This is a genomic window from Micromonospora sp. AP08 (assembly GCF_008085935.1).
Taxonomy (GTDB): Bacteria; Actinomycetota; Actinomycetes; order Mycobacteriales; family Micromonosporaceae; genus Micromonospora; species Micromonospora chersina.
Genome location: NZ_VSEZ01000005.1, coordinates 234,572 through 250,212 on the forward strand (window position 1 = coordinate 234,572; position 15,641 = coordinate 250,212).

Annotated in this window: 13 protein-coding genes; 5 read left to right on the forward strand and 8 right to left on the reverse strand. The window is 74.0% G+C overall.

What is annotated here, in order from left to right:
• Nucleotides 1-54: 54 nt before the first annotated feature.
• Nucleotides 55-594: a GNAT family N-acetyltransferase gene (locus FXF50_RS11265; protein ID WP_187399625.1), complete on the forward strand. Its 540-nt coding sequence runs from the start codon at nt 55-57 to the stop codon at nt 592-594.
• A 121-nt stretch (nt 595-715) separates the two neighbouring features.
• Here FXF50_RS11265 and FXF50_RS11270 read toward each other — a convergent pair whose 3' ends face one another.
• Both FXF50_RS11270 and FXF50_RS11275 read right to left on the reverse strand, forming a co-directional pair.
• Nucleotides 716-1,723: an expansin EXLX1 family cellulose-binding protein gene (locus FXF50_RS11270; protein ID WP_148427159.1), complete on the reverse strand. Its 1,008-nt coding sequence runs from the start codon at nt 1,721-1,723 to the stop codon at nt 716-718.
• Between the two features lie 70 nt (nt 1,724-1,793).
• Nucleotides 1,794-2,627, reverse strand: a complete 834-nt coding sequence (locus FXF50_RS11275; RefSeq protein WP_148427160.1) for an O-methyltransferase — start codon at nt 2,625-2,627, stop codon at nt 1,794-1,796.
• Nucleotides 2,628-2,747: 120 nt separating this feature from the next.
• Between FXF50_RS11275 and FXF50_RS11280 the strand changes: the two genes are divergently transcribed.
• Nucleotides 2,748-3,821 (forward strand): LCP family protein, encoded by a 1,074-nt coding sequence (locus FXF50_RS11280; RefSeq protein WP_148427161.1) that lies wholly within the window; start codon nt 2,748-2,750, stop codon nt 3,819-3,821.
• 11 nt (nt 3,822-3,832) lie between these two features.
• Here FXF50_RS11280 and FXF50_RS11285 read toward each other — a convergent pair whose 3' ends face one another.
• The 5 genes from FXF50_RS11285 to FXF50_RS11305 are packed head-to-tail and all read right to left on the reverse strand — an operon-like array spanning nt 3,833 to nt 9,781.
• A complete protein-coding gene (locus FXF50_RS11285; protein ID WP_255509991.1) occupies nt 3,833-4,975 on the reverse strand; it encodes an endo-1,4-beta-xylanase in 1,143 nt (380 codons plus the stop codon).
• Nucleotides 4,972-6,138: a polysaccharide pyruvyl transferase family protein gene (locus FXF50_RS29805; RefSeq protein WP_148427163.1), complete on the reverse strand. Its 1,167-nt coding sequence runs from the start codon at nt 6,136-6,138 to the stop codon at nt 4,972-4,974. The genes FXF50_RS11285 and FXF50_RS29805 overlap by 4 nt, the downstream gene beginning before the upstream one ends.
• A complete protein-coding gene (locus tag FXF50_RS11295) occupies nt 6,128-7,519 on the reverse strand; it encodes a lipopolysaccharide biosynthesis protein (protein WP_148427164.1) in 1,392 nt (463 codons plus the stop codon). The genes FXF50_RS29805 and FXF50_RS11295 overlap by 11 nt, the downstream gene beginning before the upstream one ends.
• Entirely contained in the window at nt 7,500-8,393 is an 894-nt protein-coding gene (locus tag FXF50_RS11300) for a glycosyltransferase (RefSeq protein ID WP_148427165.1), read from the reverse strand. The genes FXF50_RS11295 and FXF50_RS11300 overlap by 20 nt, the downstream gene beginning before the upstream one ends.
• The gene (locus tag FXF50_RS11305; protein WP_148427166.1) at nt 8,390-9,781 is read right to left on the reverse strand and encodes an O-antigen ligase; all 1,392 of its coding nucleotides are present in this window, start codon (nt 9,779-9,781) and stop codon (nt 8,390-8,392) included. The genes FXF50_RS11300 and FXF50_RS11305 overlap by 4 nt, the downstream gene beginning before the upstream one ends.
• A gap of 384 nt (nt 9,782-10,165) precedes the next feature.
• Between FXF50_RS11305 and FXF50_RS11310 the strand changes: the two genes are divergently transcribed.
• Nucleotides 10,166-11,011 carry a glycosyltransferase family 2 protein gene (locus tag FXF50_RS11310; RefSeq protein WP_255509992.1) on the forward strand — a complete coding sequence of 282 codons (846 nt, stop codon included), beginning with the start codon at nt 10,166-10,168 and terminating at the stop codon, nt 11,009-11,011.
• A 6-nt stretch (nt 11,012-11,017) separates the two neighbouring features.
• Here FXF50_RS11310 and FXF50_RS11315 read toward each other — a convergent pair whose 3' ends face one another.
• On the reverse strand, nt 11,018-12,946 hold the full coding sequence (locus tag FXF50_RS11315; RefSeq protein ID WP_148427167.1) for a trypsin-like peptidase domain-containing protein: 1,929 nt from the start codon (nt 12,944-12,946) through the stop codon (nt 11,018-11,020).
• Between the two features lie 129 nt (nt 12,947-13,075).
• Here FXF50_RS11315 and FXF50_RS11320 point away from each other — a divergent pair, with 129 nt between their 5' ends.
• On the forward strand, nt 13,076-13,924 hold the full coding sequence (locus tag FXF50_RS11320; protein ID WP_148427168.1) for a MurR/RpiR family transcriptional regulator: 849 nt from the start codon (nt 13,076-13,078) through the stop codon (nt 13,922-13,924).
• Nucleotides 13,925-13,936: 12 nt separating this feature from the next.
• A complete protein-coding gene (gene hutU / locus FXF50_RS11325) occupies nt 13,937-15,592 on the forward strand; it encodes a urocanate hydratase (protein WP_148427169.1) in 1,656 nt (551 codons plus the stop codon).
• Nucleotides 15,593-15,641 lie beyond the last annotated feature (49 nt).

Genomic DNA, 15,641 nt, shown 5'->3' on the forward strand with positions numbered 1-15,641 from the left:
CCCGATGTCGTGAAGGTCACGAACGCGGGTTCACGTGGCGTCGCCTCGCGCAGGATGGCGGGCGTGAACCTGCGTTTCGTCCTGGACCCCGACCTCACCCCCGAGCTGCGCGAGCAGATCATCGCCCTCTGGGTGGACGTGACCAACGCCGGCGGCGCGGTCGGCTTCGTCGCCCCGGTGACCGAGGCCGAGGTGCGGCCCATGGCCGCGACGACCTTCGCCGCGATCAGCGACGGCCCGGACCGGCTCCTGGCCGGCTACGAGGGGGACCGCCTCGTCGGCGTCCTGATCATCGCGGACAACCGGTTCCACCTGAAGACGCACTGGCGGGTGCTGAAGCGGGTCATGGTGCATCCCGACACGCAGGGGCGCGGCTACGGCGCGGCGATGATGCGCGAGGCCGAGCGGATCGGCCGGGAGCTGGGGCTGGCGGCGTTGCACGTGACGGTCCGGGACGGGCTGGGCCTGGGCGGCTTCTACGAGCGCCTCGGCTACCGCGAGGTCGGGCGGCTGCCCGGCGCTTTGCGGCTCGCCGCGGGGGACGACCGGGACGAGGTCTTCATGTGGCTCGACCTGGACGCCGCCGCGGCCTGAGCCCGCCGTCGCCGAAGCGGATCCGCACCCGGCAGAGTTTGCCGGGCCACCAGGCGCGAGCCGGACTCCCGCCTGCGCGCGTGCCGCGCCTGGCAGCCTCGGGACCGGGGCCGGATGGACGTCAGCCGCAGCCGGCAGGGACCGGGGCGAGGCTGGCCGGGGCGGCGGCCGCGTCCACCACGGCGGGAGTGCCGGGCGGTGCCGTGGTCGACGGGATGGCCGAGGCGCTCGGCCGGGGGCTGGGCCGGGCCGACACCGAGCGGCTGGGCGTGGCCGACCGGGCCGGGGCGCCCGCGCCGTACATCCGGACGCTGCTGCGCTGGACCTGGCCGGGGAGCATCCGGATGCCGGTGGCGGTGGCGCGGTGGCCGTACGCGTCGGTGACCCGGATCGTGTACGGCCCGGGGCCGGCGCCAGACGGGATGAGCCAGTAGTTGTAGTCCTCGCGGTCGGCGGCGCGCCAGGAGCCACCCTGCCGCACCTCGACGGCGCGCAGCGGGTTGCCGTGGTCGCCGATCAGGACGGCGAACCACCACTGCGAGGCGCCCTCCTTGACGCGGAAGGTGAGCGGGCCGGGCAGCGGCGGGTCGACGACCGCGCGGTAGCTGACCTTGACGGCGCCCTGCACGGGGTCGGCGATCCGGGCGAACGCCTCGGCGGAGAGGTCGAGGTGGCCGGGTTCGCATTCCGGGCACTGGTCCATGACGAGGACCCGGATGGTGCCCTTGGGGCCGGTGACGTCGAGGTGGCCGCCGCAGGAGGCGCCGGCCGCGTACTCGTCGGGGCCGAGGGCGACGTAGAGGTGGTTGGCGGGCGCGGCGGGCCGGGAGCAGTTGCCGCCGGCCCCCTTCGAGTCGTAGAAGGTGGCCTTTCCGGTGTGGACGGTGTTGCCCAGCGGTGGGGCGGCGAGCGCCCCGGCGGGCAGGGCGCGGGGCGGCGGGGCGGCGCAGGCGGGGGCGGCGCCGCCGCGTACCGCGAGGGTCACGGCGACCACGGCGGCGAGCGCGGCGAGGCCGCCGGCGGCGAGCCACCGGCGCGGGCCGGTCGGGGCGCGGCGGCGGCCGGCCCGGGTGGGCCGGTGCTCGTCCCCGTCGGGGACGGGGCGGCTGGGAGCGCTGCCGTCGGTCACGCCGGTCGATGCTGCCGGACGGTGGGGTACCGGACAAGCGGGCTAAGCGAAAGCTAAGACGGCGGGGCCGTCACCAGGCGATGCCGATGCCGTCGCCCGGGTACCAGTGCCGGGCCGGGGTCTCCCGGTAGGCGAGGAACCGGCGGCCGGTGCGTTCGGCGTGCTCGGCGAGGACGTTGGTGGCGGTGACGTTGTCGGTGAGCAGCACGGCGCCGGGGGCGAGTTTGGGTTCGACCGCTTCGAACTCGCTGCGTTCGTGGACCCGGCTGTGGTCGCTGTCGTGGAGGAAGAGGTCGACCGGCCGGTCGAGCGCGCCGATCGAGGCCACCGAGTCGCCGATGACGAGGTCGACCACGTCGGCCCACGGGGTGGCCCGGGCCAGGTAGCCGGCCTCGGGGTTGATGTCGAGCGAGGTGAGCCGGCCGGGGTGGCCCTCGGCGGCGTTGCGGAGCAGGGCGGCGGCCAGCACGCAGCTGCCGAGGCCCTTGTCGACTCCGGTCTCGACGACGTGGGCGGGTTTGCGGGCGCGGACGATGGCGTACCAGCCGATCCGGCGGGCGTAGCGGACCTGCCGGTCGGCCAGGCCGCGGCGGGAGGCGGTGGCGGTGGCGGTCTCGATGTGGGCGCGCAGCTTGTCGTCGCCCTCGATCTCGGCGAACCAGCGGCGCACCTGCCCGACCGGGACGTCGCAGGTCACGCTGACGAACCAGGCCAGATGGTGCCGGCTGAGCTTGGTCAGCTCGTACGTGTAGTTGTGGTGCTCCCGGGAGGTGAGCAGCCATCGGGCGGAGGTGCGCAGCACCCGGGCGTCGTGCCGGGCCACCCGGGCCAGGCGCTTGGGGAAGGCGGCGACCGGCGCCAGCCGGGTGCGGGCGATGGCCCGACGGAGCTTCGTTGCGTCCACCCGTGGTGTTGTACCAGGTTCGGGGTGACGGTTGAGAAGGAAAGCGCCGAACGGGTGACGGAGGCTGGCCGGTCGGACGAGGGTCGGCGTGACGGTGCGTGAATCAGTAGCATCGCGCCCATGCCAGATGCCCAGCAGACCGTCGACCCGGAGCCGGACGCGCCGGCCGCACCGTCCGAGGTGGACGGCAGCGGCGAGGAGGCGACCGGTCCGCGGCCGCGCCGGCGGCGTGGGCGGCGTGTCGCCCTGGGCGTGCTGTTGGTGGTGGTGCTGCTCGTCGGCGGCGGCGTGGGCGGCGGGTTCTTCTACCTGCGTTCGGTCGATTCCCGCATCGAGCGCGTCGACGCCTTCCAGGACGTGCCGCAGGAGGCGCGTCCGCCCGTCGCCGCCAAGGGCGCCATGAACATCATGATCCTGGGCAGTGACTCGCGCGACCCGGAGAACACCACCGGTTCGCGGTCGGACACGATCATCGTGGCGCACCTGCCGAAGGACCGGAAGAGCGCCGAGCTGGTGTCCATCCCGCGGGACACCTGGGTGCACGTGCCGCGCTCGAAGGACGGCCAGCACGGCGGCCGCGACGCAAAGATCAACGCGGCGTACGCCTGGGGCGGGGTGCCGCTGATGGTGCAGACCGTCGAGCAGTTCACCGGGGTCCGGATCGACCACGTGGCCATCGTCGACTTCGCCGGGTTCAAGGACATCATCGACGCGATCGGCGGCGTCGACATCGACTCCGAGCGGGAGTTCGCCTCGATCCACCCGCCGTTCCGGAAGTTCGCCAAGGGTGTGCAGCACATGGACGGCGAGACGGCCCTGGACTGGTCGCGGCAGCGCAAGCAGTTCCCGGACGGCGACTTCGCCCGGATCCGGCACCAGCAGCAGGTGATCCGGGCCATCCTCGACCGGGCCGCCTCCGGCGGCATTCTCACCAATCCCGGCAAGCTGAACGACTTCGTCAAGGCGTCCTCGGCGGCGGTGTCCGTCGACAAGGGGATGTCCCTGCTCGACATGGCGGGCGACCTGCGCAACCTGCGGGGCGGCAACCTGTTCTTCTTCACCAGCCCGACGAGGGGCACCGGCCGGGTCGGCACCGAGAGCGTGGTGTTCCCGGACCCGGCGAAGGTGCGTACCTTCTACGACGCGGTGCGCCGCGACGCGGTCAAGGAGATCGTGGGCGGCGCCCAGGGGTGACCGGCCGGCGGTCAGGCGCCCGGCCCACGGGGATGCCGGGTGCCGAGCAGTTCGATCATGGCGGCGTGTGCCGGCTTGGGCCGGTACCGGTCGTCCAGCAGGCATGCGGCCCCGTAGCCGCGGTGGTAGTTGGGGATCCAGCTCCGGGCGTCGGTGAAGCCCCAGACGGTCAGCGACACGCAGGCCGGCACGGACAGGCAGGCGGCCAGGACGTCGCGGTAGACGGCGGCCTGCTGGCGCAGCTTCTCCGGGCCGGCCGGCAGCTTCACGCGGACGTCGAGTTCGGTGATCGCGACGGAGACACCGAGGGCGGCGAAGCGGTGCAGGTTGGCGAGGAGACCCGCGGGCGGCCGGTCCGACTCCAGGTGGGCCTGGAAGCCCACCCCGTCCACCGGCACGCCCTGGGCGCGCAGGTCCCGGACCAGCTTCAGCAGGGCGTCGGCCTTGCGGGTCCGCTCCTCCGTCCCGTAATCGTTGATGAACAGGCGGGCGCCGGGGTCGGCGCCGTGGGCCCAGCGGAACGCGTCGGCGATGTAGCCGGGGCCCAGCTTGCGCAGCCACAGCGTGTCCCGCAGCGAGCCGTCCTCGTCGAGCGCCTCGTTGACCACGTCCCAGGCCCACACCCGGTCGCGGTAGCGGGAGACGACGGCGGTGACGTGCGCGCGGAGCACGGCCCGGAGCCGCTCCGGCGACCAGTCCGGCGACACCCACTGCGGCACGTCGTTGTGCCAGACCAGGGTGTGGCCGTAGACGGACTGGCGGTTGCGCTGGGCGAAGTCGACGAGCTGGTCGGCGCCCACCCACGTGTTGACGCCCTCCGTGGGCTCCAGGTTGCGCCATTTCATGGCGTTCTCGGCGGTCACCGTGTCGAACTCGGCGGCCAGCACGTCGCGGTAGGTGGAGTCGAGGCTCAGCGCGCGCCCGTCGATGGCGGTGCCGATCCGTACCCCGGACGGCATGAGGTCGCGCAGTCTGTCGCGCTCCGGTGTGGCCGCCGGCGCGGAGGGCGTCGGCGAGCCGGCGGCGGACGGGCCGTGGGAGCGGTCGTGGCCGCTCGCGGCGACCACCAGTGCGGCGAGCAGGACGGCGCTGACCGCCAGGGTCACCGCGAGCAGCGGGGTGTGCCTGGTGGCGCGACGAGCGTCGCCGGTCACCGGGGGGACGGCTCGGCGCCGAGCGCCCACGGCGCGCGGGTGAAGTTCAGCCGGGCCCGGTCGGCGAAGTCCACCCGGGACAGGCCGGGCACCGCGTCGTCGGAGAGCATGGCGGCCAGTATCCGGGTCACCTCCGCCGGGTCGCGTGGCACCCGGCCGAGCCGCAGCGACGCCGGCTGGGCGATCTCGTCCAGGAAGTCGTCGCATTTCTTCTGGTACGGCACCAGCGTGAACGGGACCCCGGCCAGGTAGGCGAAGACGGCGCCGTGCAGCCGCATGTGCAGGCCCAGGTCGCACCGCTTCATCTCGTCCCAGCACGCGCGTACGCCGTCCCGGGCCGTGACGACGCGGACATCGCAGAGACCGTCGACGGCGGCACGCAACCGCTGGCTGACCCGCTCGTCCCCGTGCACCGGGTGGGTGTTGAAGACGAAGACGGTGACATCCACCGGCTCCTTGAGGACCAGGGCGCGGACCCCCTCGACCAGTGCGTCCTCGCGCCGCCGGGACTCCTCGTCCCCGGCCTCGTAGTCCACGCCGAGCAGGGTCACGCCCAGCCGGGCCCGCCGCGCGGGCCGGGGCGCCCGGGGCGGGACGGGCTCGCCGAGCGCCTCGGGGAGCAGGCCGGCCAGGTCGCCGGCCGGCACCAGCAGGCCCGGATGCCCGGCGCTTCGGAGGATCTCCGCGGAGGCGAGGTCGCGGACCCCGATGAAGTCGATCCGGCGCAGCACGTCGAGCAGCCGCCGCTCGGCGACCGGCGACAGGAAGGGCCCGACCGAGACGCCGAGGGCGGCCATCGGGTGCCCGGACATCCGGGAGAACAACGAGAAGAGCTTCTTCTCGCTGAGCGGGCCCATCTCCCGGAACACCGACCCACCACCGAAGACCACCATGGAGGAGCGCCGGAGCAGGGCGGCCTTGTTGAGCAGGGTGCCGGCGCGGCCGGTCATCCCGCCGCGGACGTACCAGCGGGGGTCCATGCCGGTGCGGTCACCGGGCAGGTCCACGAGCGGCGGCGCCGCGAAGACCGGCGCCGCGGAGCCCCAGTACGCCCGGAGCGCCCAGTCCACGACCACACAGAAGGCGTTGTCGCCGACGTTGTCCATGCCGTAGTAGCCGACGACGAGTGGACGCCGGGCGGCGGGCGCTGGCTCAGGACGCACGGGACTCCTCCCCGGTCAGGCGGCGCCGGACGTCCCGCCAGGACGGCAGCGTGGCACCGGCGACGACCCGCCGGCGCACCGCGACCCAGAAGAGACAGCAGAGCGCGACCTCGGCGATGACGGTGGCCGTCGCGGCCCCCATGATGCCCCACACCGGTGTGGCCACGGCCAGCGCGGCCAGGTAGACGGCCGCGCCGACACCCTGGTAGGCGACCTTGCGCCGCAGGAGGCCACCGCTGGTGAGCAGGGACGCCACGGCGGCGCCACCGAAGCGGAACGGGATGGCCAGGGCCAGCACGGCGAGCACGGCCGACGATTCGGCGTACTCGGCGCCGAGCAGCACCGGCAGCACCGGGCCGGCGGCCACCGCCACGAGCGCCGCGACCACCGCCCCGAGCAGCACCATCCCGGCGCCGCCGTAGCGGTAGGCCAGCAGGATCGCGTCCCGGTCGGAGCCGGCCCAGCGGTGCAGCTTGGCGAGGAAGTACTGCTGGTAGACGACCCGCGGGACCAGGTAGACGGCGGCCAGCACGGACATCGGTACGGACAGCAGGGCGGCCGCCTCGGGGCTGAGGAACTCGCCGGCAACCACTGTCCCGAAATACATGCCCAGCAGGTAGAAGACGTTGCCCAGCACGAAGGGCAGCGCACCGCCCAGCACGTCGCGCACCGCCACCGGCCGGCCCGGCGGCGGCGGAACGGCGGCCCGGGCATGCCCCTCCAGCGGCATGACGCCGCGCAGGAACGGGCGCATCACCACCAGGCAGGCCACCACGGTGAGCAGGGCGACGACGGCGTACCCGGCCGCCGCGGCGACCACGCCCAGGCCGGCGGCCCACACCGCGAGCACCACCAGCACCCGCCCCAGGTGCGGTGCGAACTGGAGCGCGGACAGCCCCCGGTAGTCGCCCCGCAACTGCTGCACCGACGCGACCAGGCCCAGGGCGGCCTGCGCGACCACCACGGCGGCCAGCAGCACCCGGACGGTCGCCGCCCGCGGATCGGGAAGCGCCGCGAAACCCCACAGCAACACCGCCGCGACGATCAGGGCCGAGCAGGCGGTGACCACCCGCACGGAGGGCCGGACCCAGCGGTACGCCTCGGCGCCCCGCTGGCCGAACTGCTGCAACCACAGCTCGGACACGCCGAACACGGCCAGCGGGGCGGTCAGCGAGATCAGCGCGAGGGCGGTCGTGAACGTGCCGAAGGCGGCCTGCGACAGGCTGCGGGCCAGCAGGATCTGGGTGGCGAACGCGGCGACGGTCACTCCGACCTGGCTGAGCCCCAGCATCCCGAGGTGCACCAGCATGGCGACGAGCCGGTTGCCGCGTCGGGACGGGACGGCAGGGTCGGCGGGCAGCTCAACGGCCGAGGGTGACAAGCCACTTCCCCGCTTCGCTCAGGGCACGCAGGGCCTTGATGCCCAGGCCGGCTCCCGGCACCGCGGACGGCCGGTACATGTCCACCAGACGGAACCAGAATCCCAGGCCGCCCATCCGGCCCCGGGTCACGTTGCCGTCGTGGCGGCGGAACAGCACGACGGGATGGGCCAGCCGACGCGGGTGCACGCCGGCACGCAGCGCGCGAAGCACCAGCTCGATGTCCTCGAAGAGCCGGAAGCTCTCGTCGTAGCCGCCGATCCGGTCGATCACCCGGCGGTCGATGGTGGTGCCGGAGTGTTTGAACGGCAGCCGCGGCCGGGTCAGCACGCCGAGCAGCATCCGCCGCGGGCTCCGGTACTCGGGCAGCCGGATGGTGCGCGCCCGCGCGCCCCTCACCTCGCGGTAGTCGGTGTAGACCCAGTGCGCTCCGGTGGTCGCCAACAGGTGGTGCAGCCGGGCGAGCGCGTCGGCGGAGAGCTCGTCGTCGGAGTCGAGCACGGTGACGTAGCGGCCGGTCGCCATCCGCAGCGCCACGTTGCGCGCCTGCGCGATGCCGCTGGGCGGCTGGGTGAACACCCGGACCCGGCCGTCCGCGGAGAGCATCGCCTCGTCCAGCACCCGCGTGACCGGCACCTGCGAGCCGTCGTCGACGACGACCACCTCGAAGTCGGGGAAGTTGTTCGCGAGCACGCTGCGGACGGCGTTGACCAGCAGCACGGCCCGGTCCCGGACGACGATGCACACCGAGAAGGTGGGGACCACGCGCGGTGCCTCGGCCGGCTGGGGCAGGTGACGGGGCCGGCCGACGCCCTGGATCCCACCGGACGGCGCCACCCCGTGCTCCCGCAGGGGCGCCGGCGGCCAGAAGCTCATCGAGCGTCCCCGCCTTCCTCCGCCACCGCGGTCGTCTCCCGGTCGATGCTGATGAGCAGCACCGCGCCGAAGACGAAGAGCCAGAGGAAGTACGGGTAGGCCAGCGGCTTCTGGGTCAGTCCGAAAAGGACGAGTGTGGCGTAGAGCACCGCCAGCGGCAGCCGCCCGGCCGGGCTGACCTGGGCGCGGATCAGGCGATAGAGCCCCACCAGGACGGCGATCGTCAGCCCCACGCCGACCACGCCCCAGATGACCAGCACCCGCAGCCAGTCGTTGTGCATGTCCCACGGCTCGTAGCCGAAACCGAACAGCCACACGTCCAGCGGGGACCGGTGCAGGATCTCGGCCACGTCGTTCCAGATGGCGCCCCGGCCGTGCATGAACGTGTCGGAGCGGACGTCCAGCGAACCCACCTCGGTGAGGGTGACGTGGGCCTTGTTGCGGACGGTGGCGCTGGACAGCGCCCCGGCCACCACGACCACCGCCGCCCCGACGGCCAGCGGCAGCCGCCGACGCGTCGTGCCGGCCCGCCAGCCGCGCAGCCGCCGCGCCTCGAAGGCGACGACGATGACCGCCAGGCAGACGATGGTGAAGCGGTGCAGAGACACGACGCCGGTGGCGACGAAGAGGGCGATGAGGGCGTAGCGCACCGCGGCGCGTACGCGCAGCCGGTCGCCGAGCACGTAGATCAGGAACACCGCGAACATGAGCAACCGGCCGAGCGACATCGGGTGGTAGTAGCCACCGGAGGCCCGGCCGATCTTCTGTCCGGGCAGTTCGAAGTAGAACGAGTACGGGAGCACGCCGGCCACCTGGAGCCAGGCCAGTACGCAGTGCACCACCGCGGCGACCACCACCACACCGGCGACCAGCGCGAGCCGTCGGGAGCGGAACCAGCCGGGGCGCAGCAGCGCGAGACCCAGCAGGGCCAGCGGGGCGAAGCCGACGACCAGGCGGAGCGCCTCGGCGGGGATGGCCGAGGCGGGCTCCAGGTGCGGGCCGTAGATCGAGTAGCGGCGGACGTCGAAGAGTTCGAGCAGGTCCTGCCGGGCCGGCACCGCCAGGTAGTCGATGCCGGACATGACGAGCATCGCCACCAGCGCCACCAGCATGTAGAGCAGCGGGCGGGCGGGCAGCCGACGGCCGGTGTACACCACGGCCGCGAGCGCGCCCAGCATCAGCATCGCGCCCAGCACCGTGACGACGACGCCGACGTCGAGCGCGTCACCGGCCTTCGACTCGCCGACGTCGAGCAGCGGCTTGACCGCGACCAGCGCCAGCGCCCCGGTGACCGCGTGGCGGGCGAGGCGTTCGACCCGGGTCGCCCGGGCGTCCGACGACGCGGCCCCCGGTGCGGGATCCCGGGCCGGCTGGGTCAGGGTCTGCATGAGGGCGTGCGTCTCCCAAGGTCTGTCGCCACCACAACTACCGCCGGTGCGGTCGGTCCCGATGGCGGCGGCAATGCCTACACCCGGCCACCGTCCTGCCCGGACGGTCGTGGTCAGGCTCCAAACAGGAGGACGGTATCAGCGGAGCAGGAGCCCACGATGCCCCGAACGACGTGGTCCACATCGCATCCGGCCCTCTGAGTGGGGCGCTGAGCAGCACTTCGGACCGGTCCGGTTCATCGGACACCTCCCCATGACGGTGCTGCTGCCCGATACGTGGACCCGCCTTGCGGCCGGCGCGACCGGTCCGGCAAGCTGACAGCCGATCACGGCCGGCCGCGCGACGCACGGGTCGGCCACCGCCCCTCGCGGAAGTGTGGACAGGTGCACGGACCGGCCGAGCCGAAGACGATCAGCGTGGTGATCGCCGCGCACAACGAGGCGACGGTGATCGGCGGTTGCCTGGACGCGCTGCTCGCCGACACCCAGCCGGGCGAGCTGGACGTCGTCGTGGTCGCCAACGGCTGCACCGACAACACGGCCGAGGTGGCGGCCGCGCGCCCCGGCGTACGCGTGGTGGAGCTGGCGGAGGCCGGGAAGGCCCGGGCGCTGAACGCGGGTGACGCGGCGGCGCGCGGCTTCCCCCGCTTCTACCTGGACGCGGACGTGGTGCTCAGCCCGGGCGCGTTGCGCCGGATGGCCGAGGTGCTGACGGCCGACGGGGCACCGCCGCTCGCGGTGACCCCGCGGCGGGCGATGGTCACCAGTGGACGGTCCCTGCCCGTCCGGGCCTACTACGCGATCAGCACCCGCCTGCCCATCTTCGGCGACGCGCTCTTCGGCCGCGGCACCGTGGGCCTGTCCGCGGCCGGCCGGGCCCGGTTCGACACCTTCCCGGGCGAGATCGCCGACGACATGTTCCTCGACTCGCTGTTCACCTCGGCCGAGAAGAGCGAGGTGTCCGGGGCGACCTCGTACGTGCAGGCGCCGCGCCGGACGCCGGACCTGGTCCGCACCCTGGCCCGGGTGCGGGCCGGCAACACCATGCTGCGGGCCAGCCACGAGGGGGTGCGACCCTCGGCGCGCTCGTCCTGGCTGCGCGACGTGGTCCTGCCGCGGCCGTGGCTGGTCCCGGCGGCCGCGGTCTACGTCACGCTGACCCTGGTCGCGGCGGCGCAGGCCCGGTGCCACCCGCGCGACGGCTGGGGCCGGGACAACTCCACCCGCTGACCGGCGTCAGCGCTGGCGCCGCCGCAGCAGCAGGGCGAGCAGCCCGACCACCAGCGCCCCGCCCAGCGCCGCGAAGACGACCGCCGGCAGCGCCGAGGGGTTCGGCTCGTCGGCCGCCAGCTTCTCCCGGTCCGCGGCGCTCTGTCGGTACGCCTGCGCGAGCAGGTTGGTCGGCTCGGCCTCCGCCACCGCGTCGAGGTGGGACACCGCGGTGCCGCTGCGGCCCGTGAACCAGGCGTCGAGCCCGGTGCGGTAGAGCCGGTCGGCGTCGGAGAGGCTGTTGGTCACGCCCGCCTCGCCGAGCAGGCTGGTGAGGGCGGAGACCGGCACGAGGGCGCGGTTCGCGCCACCGTCGGCCGCCCGGTCGCTGTCGACCACGCCGACCACCCGGCCGGTGGTGTCCACCGCGATGCCGCCGTGCGAGTAGATCCCGATGTCGTCGTTGACCCGCTGGACGGCGACGCCGCCCTGGTCGCCGGCCCCCGTCACCTGCACCACTTTGGACTCCACGGTGAACCGGGCGCCCCGGAAAGCGGTGTCGGTGGTCTGGTAGCCGAGGAGCAGCAGCACGCTGCCCGGGCCGGGGCCCTCCGCCGGACCCAGTTCCACGGCGGGCAGCTTGGCCTGGGAGAGCTTGACCACGGCCAGGTTGCCGGCGTCCGGTTCGAGCACCCGGACCACCTGGCCGGGGACCGCCGGGCTGGCGGCCAGGTCGCCCCGGGCCACGTTGAACTGGCCGGAGACCTGGCTGGTGAACGGGGAGGCCGGGTCGGTGCCGGTGAAGCGGGTGGTGGCCAGCTTGGTCCGGACGTACCCGTCGAGACCGGCGGCGGTGAGCCGCTTCTGGTCGACGAGGATCCGGCCCAGCGTGTAGAGGGCCCGCTCGCGGGCCGAGTCGTCGGTCGGCCGGACACACTGGCCGTTGGTGACCACCATCCCGTCGGCGTGCACCACGAAGCCGGAGCAGCGCCGCTTGAACGTGACGGGGGTGGGGCTGATCGGCGCGTTGCTCTTCGCGTCCCGCAGCATGCCGGTGAAGCTGGCCTCGACGAAGACCAGGGACGGCGCGGCGATCGCGAGCGCGCGCTCCTCGGCGCTGTACGGCGCGGCCTGCGTCCAGGGCCTGAGCCCCGGCACGGCGGCAGACGCCTCCGGCGCGGCCGTCGCGAAGCTGGTCGCCGGGTCCGGTCCGGACGGGGAGTCCTCGTCACCCGAGTTCGCCCAGAGCAGCGCGCCGGTGCCGACGGCGACCACCAGGACGACCAGGACGGCGACGAGGGCCACGGTCGGGCCGCGCCGGCGCGCGGGCCGCGACACGGGTTGGATACGCCGCACCGGGTCGGCGAACGGGTCGGCCTGCGGCACGTCGGTGGGCGGGACCGGCCGTGCCGGCGAGATCGGCGCGGCCTCGACGGGCGGCTGCTGCCGCGGCACGACCGGCTGCGGCGCCTGCTGGTGCGGCATCGACTCCTGCGGCACCTGCTGGTGCGCCGGCACGGCGGCGTGCATGGCCCAGGGCAGCGGGGACCCCGAGGTCGGGGTGCCGGAGACCGGCGCACCGGAGACCGGCTGCGGCGGGTCGGCGACCGTGCCGGTGGCGGGGATGAGGACGTCCGCCTCCGCCTCGGCCGGGTGCAGGTCCATGCCGAGGGTCTGGAACAGCCGCTGGGCGCCCATCCCCTCCTCGGAGGGGTACGCCACCCAGGGCTTGGCGGCGGCGAAGTCGGCGTTGACGTAGCGCTGCCCGTCGGGGCTGTGCGCCATGGCGTTCGCCGCGTTCGTGAACGCCTCCCGCCACGGCTGGTCGGTGGCCGCGGCGCCGTCCAGCACCGCCACGGTCACCAGCCGGTCCTGCCCGTCGATGGCCCACCACGCCGTGCCCACCTGGCACACGCCGAGGGCCTCGGTGAACCTGTACGGGCCGACCGGCTGCATGTGACAACTCCTCTGCTTATCCGCCGTGCGGATAGTACAGAGGGGACGCCTCCTCCCTCGTCCTCCGGTCGCCGCAGGGCCACCGGCCGAAGGTTGCGCTCTGAAAGTTTTCATGCATAGAGTCACGCTGTGAATGAAAGCGGTGCGGCACCCACCGACCGCCTGCTCGACCTCTTCCACGGCGTCCGGCTCACTCCGACCCAGCGCCGGATCGCGCACTGCCTCGTCCAGCAGGCGGGCGCGGCGGCGTACCTGTCCGCGGCGGAGGTGGCCGAGCTGGCCGGGGTCAGCCAGCCGTCGGTGACCCGGTTCGCCATGGCGCTCGGGCACGACGGCTACCCGGCGCTGCGCCGCCGGCTGCGCGAGCTGACCGCCACCGGCGCCGCCGACCCGGCCGACGCCGGCAACGCCCTCCAGCGGGCGGTGCACGCCGAGATGGGCAACCTCGACCGGCTCGCCGGGCAGCTCGCCGACGCCGGCCGGATCGCCGAGGTGGGCAAGCTGCTCGCCGCCAGCCGGCCGCTGCCGGTGCTCGGGCTGCGCGCCGCCGCGCCCCTGGCGGCGTACTTCGCGTACTTCGCCGCGAAGGTGCACCCGGACGTGCGGGTGCTCGACGACGGCGGCAGTCTCCTCGCCGACCGGCTCGAACAGGCCGTCGCGGCCGGGGCGGGCGCGCTGCTCGCCTTCGTGCTGCCCCGCTACCCCCGCGAGACCATGGACGCGCTGCGCGAGGCCCGGGAGGTCGGGCTGACCGTCGTGGCGATCACCGACTCGCCGGTGAGTCCGGCCACCGACCACGCCGACGTGGTGCTTCCCGCCGCCGTCGGCACCGATCTGGTCTTCGACCTGCACACCGCACCGATGACCCTGGCCATGGTGGTGCTCCAGGCGATCTGCGACGCCACCCCCGCCGAGACCCAGGCCCGGCTCGAGGCGTTCGAGTCGTCCGCCACCCGTCGTCAGTTGTTCCTCGGCTGAGAGGAGTACGAGATGCACCAGCCCGTCCGCGCCGCCCGCGGCACCGCACGCACCGCCAAGGGGTGGCCGCAGGAGGCCGCGCTGCGGATGCTGATGAACAACCTCGACCCGGAGGTGGCCGAGCGCCCCGAGGACCTGGTGGTCTACGGCGGCACCGGCAAGGCGGCCCGGGACTGGCCGTCGTACCACGCGCTGGTCCGCACGCTGACCGACCTGCGCGAGGACGAGACCATGCTGGTGCAGTCCGGCCGGCCCGTGGGCGTGATGCGCACCCACGAGTGGGCGCCCCGCGTGCTGCTGGCCAACTCGAACCTGGTCGGCGACTGGGCCACCTGGCCGGAGTTCCGCCGCCTCGAAGCGCTCGGCCTGACCATGTACGGGCAGATGACCGCCGGCTCCTGGATCTACATCGGCACGCAGGGGATCCTCCAGGGCACCTACGAGACGTTCGCGGCCGTGGCCGAGAAGCGGTTCAACGGCACGCTGGCCGGGACGCTGACGCTGACCGCCGGCTGCGGCGGGATGGGCGGGGCCCAGCCCCTGGCGGTCACCATGAACGGCGGCGCCTGCCTGATCGTCGACGTGGACCGCACCCGGCTGGAGCGCCGGGCGCACGACCGCTACCTGGACGAGATCGCCGACTCGCTGGACGACGCGGTCGAGCGGGCGCTCGCCGCCAAGCGGGACCGGCGGGCGCTCAGCGTCGGTGTGGTCGGCAACGCCGCGACGGTCTTCCCGGAGCTGCTGCGCCGGGGCGTCGCCATCGACATCGTCACCGACCAGACCAGCGCGCACGACCCGCTGTCGTACCTGCCGGAGGGGGTGGAGCTGGCCGACGCCCGGGACTACGCGGCGACGAAGCCGGCCGAGTTCACCGACCGGGCGCGGGCCTCGATGGCCAAGCACGTCGAGGCGATGGTCGGCTTCCTCGACGGCGGCGCCGAGGTCTTCGACTACGGCAACTCGATCCGCGGCGAGGCGAAGCTCGGCGGCTTCGAGCGGGCCTTCGACTTCCCCGGGTTCGTGCCGGCGTACATCCGGCCGCTGTTCTGCGAGGGCAAGGGTCCGTTCCGGTGGGCGGCGCTCTCCGGCGACCCGAAGGACATCGCGGCCACCGACCGGGCCATCCTCGACCTGTTCCCGGAGAACGAGTCCCTGGCCCGGTGGATCCGGATGGCCGGCGAGCGGGTCGCCTTCCAGGGCCTGCCGGCCCGGATCTGCTGGCTCGGCTACGGCGAGCGGGACAAGGCCGGTGTGCGGTTCAACGAGATGGTCGCCTCCGGCGAGCTGAGCGCGCCCGTGGTGATCGGCCGCGACCACCTGGACTGCGGCAGCGTGGCCAGCCCCTACCGGGAGACCGAGGCGATGGCCGACGGCTCCGACGCGATCGCCGACTGGCCGCTGCTCAACGCGCTGGTCAACACCGCGAGCGGGGCCTCCTGGGTGTCGATCCACCACGGCGGCGGCGTCGGCATCGGCCGGTCCATCCACGCCGGGCAGGTCTGCGTGGCCGACGGCACCGCCCTGGCCGGGCAGAAGATCGAGCGGGTGCTCACCAACGACCCGGCCATGGGCGTCATCCGGCACGTCGACGCCGGCTACGACGACGCCCGCGAGGTCGCCGCCCGCACCGGCGTCCGGGTGCCCATGGCGGAGGGCACCGCGTGAGCGCGAGGAGTGCAGCGCAGCGGAGCCCCGCAGTCGCGAACAACCGGGG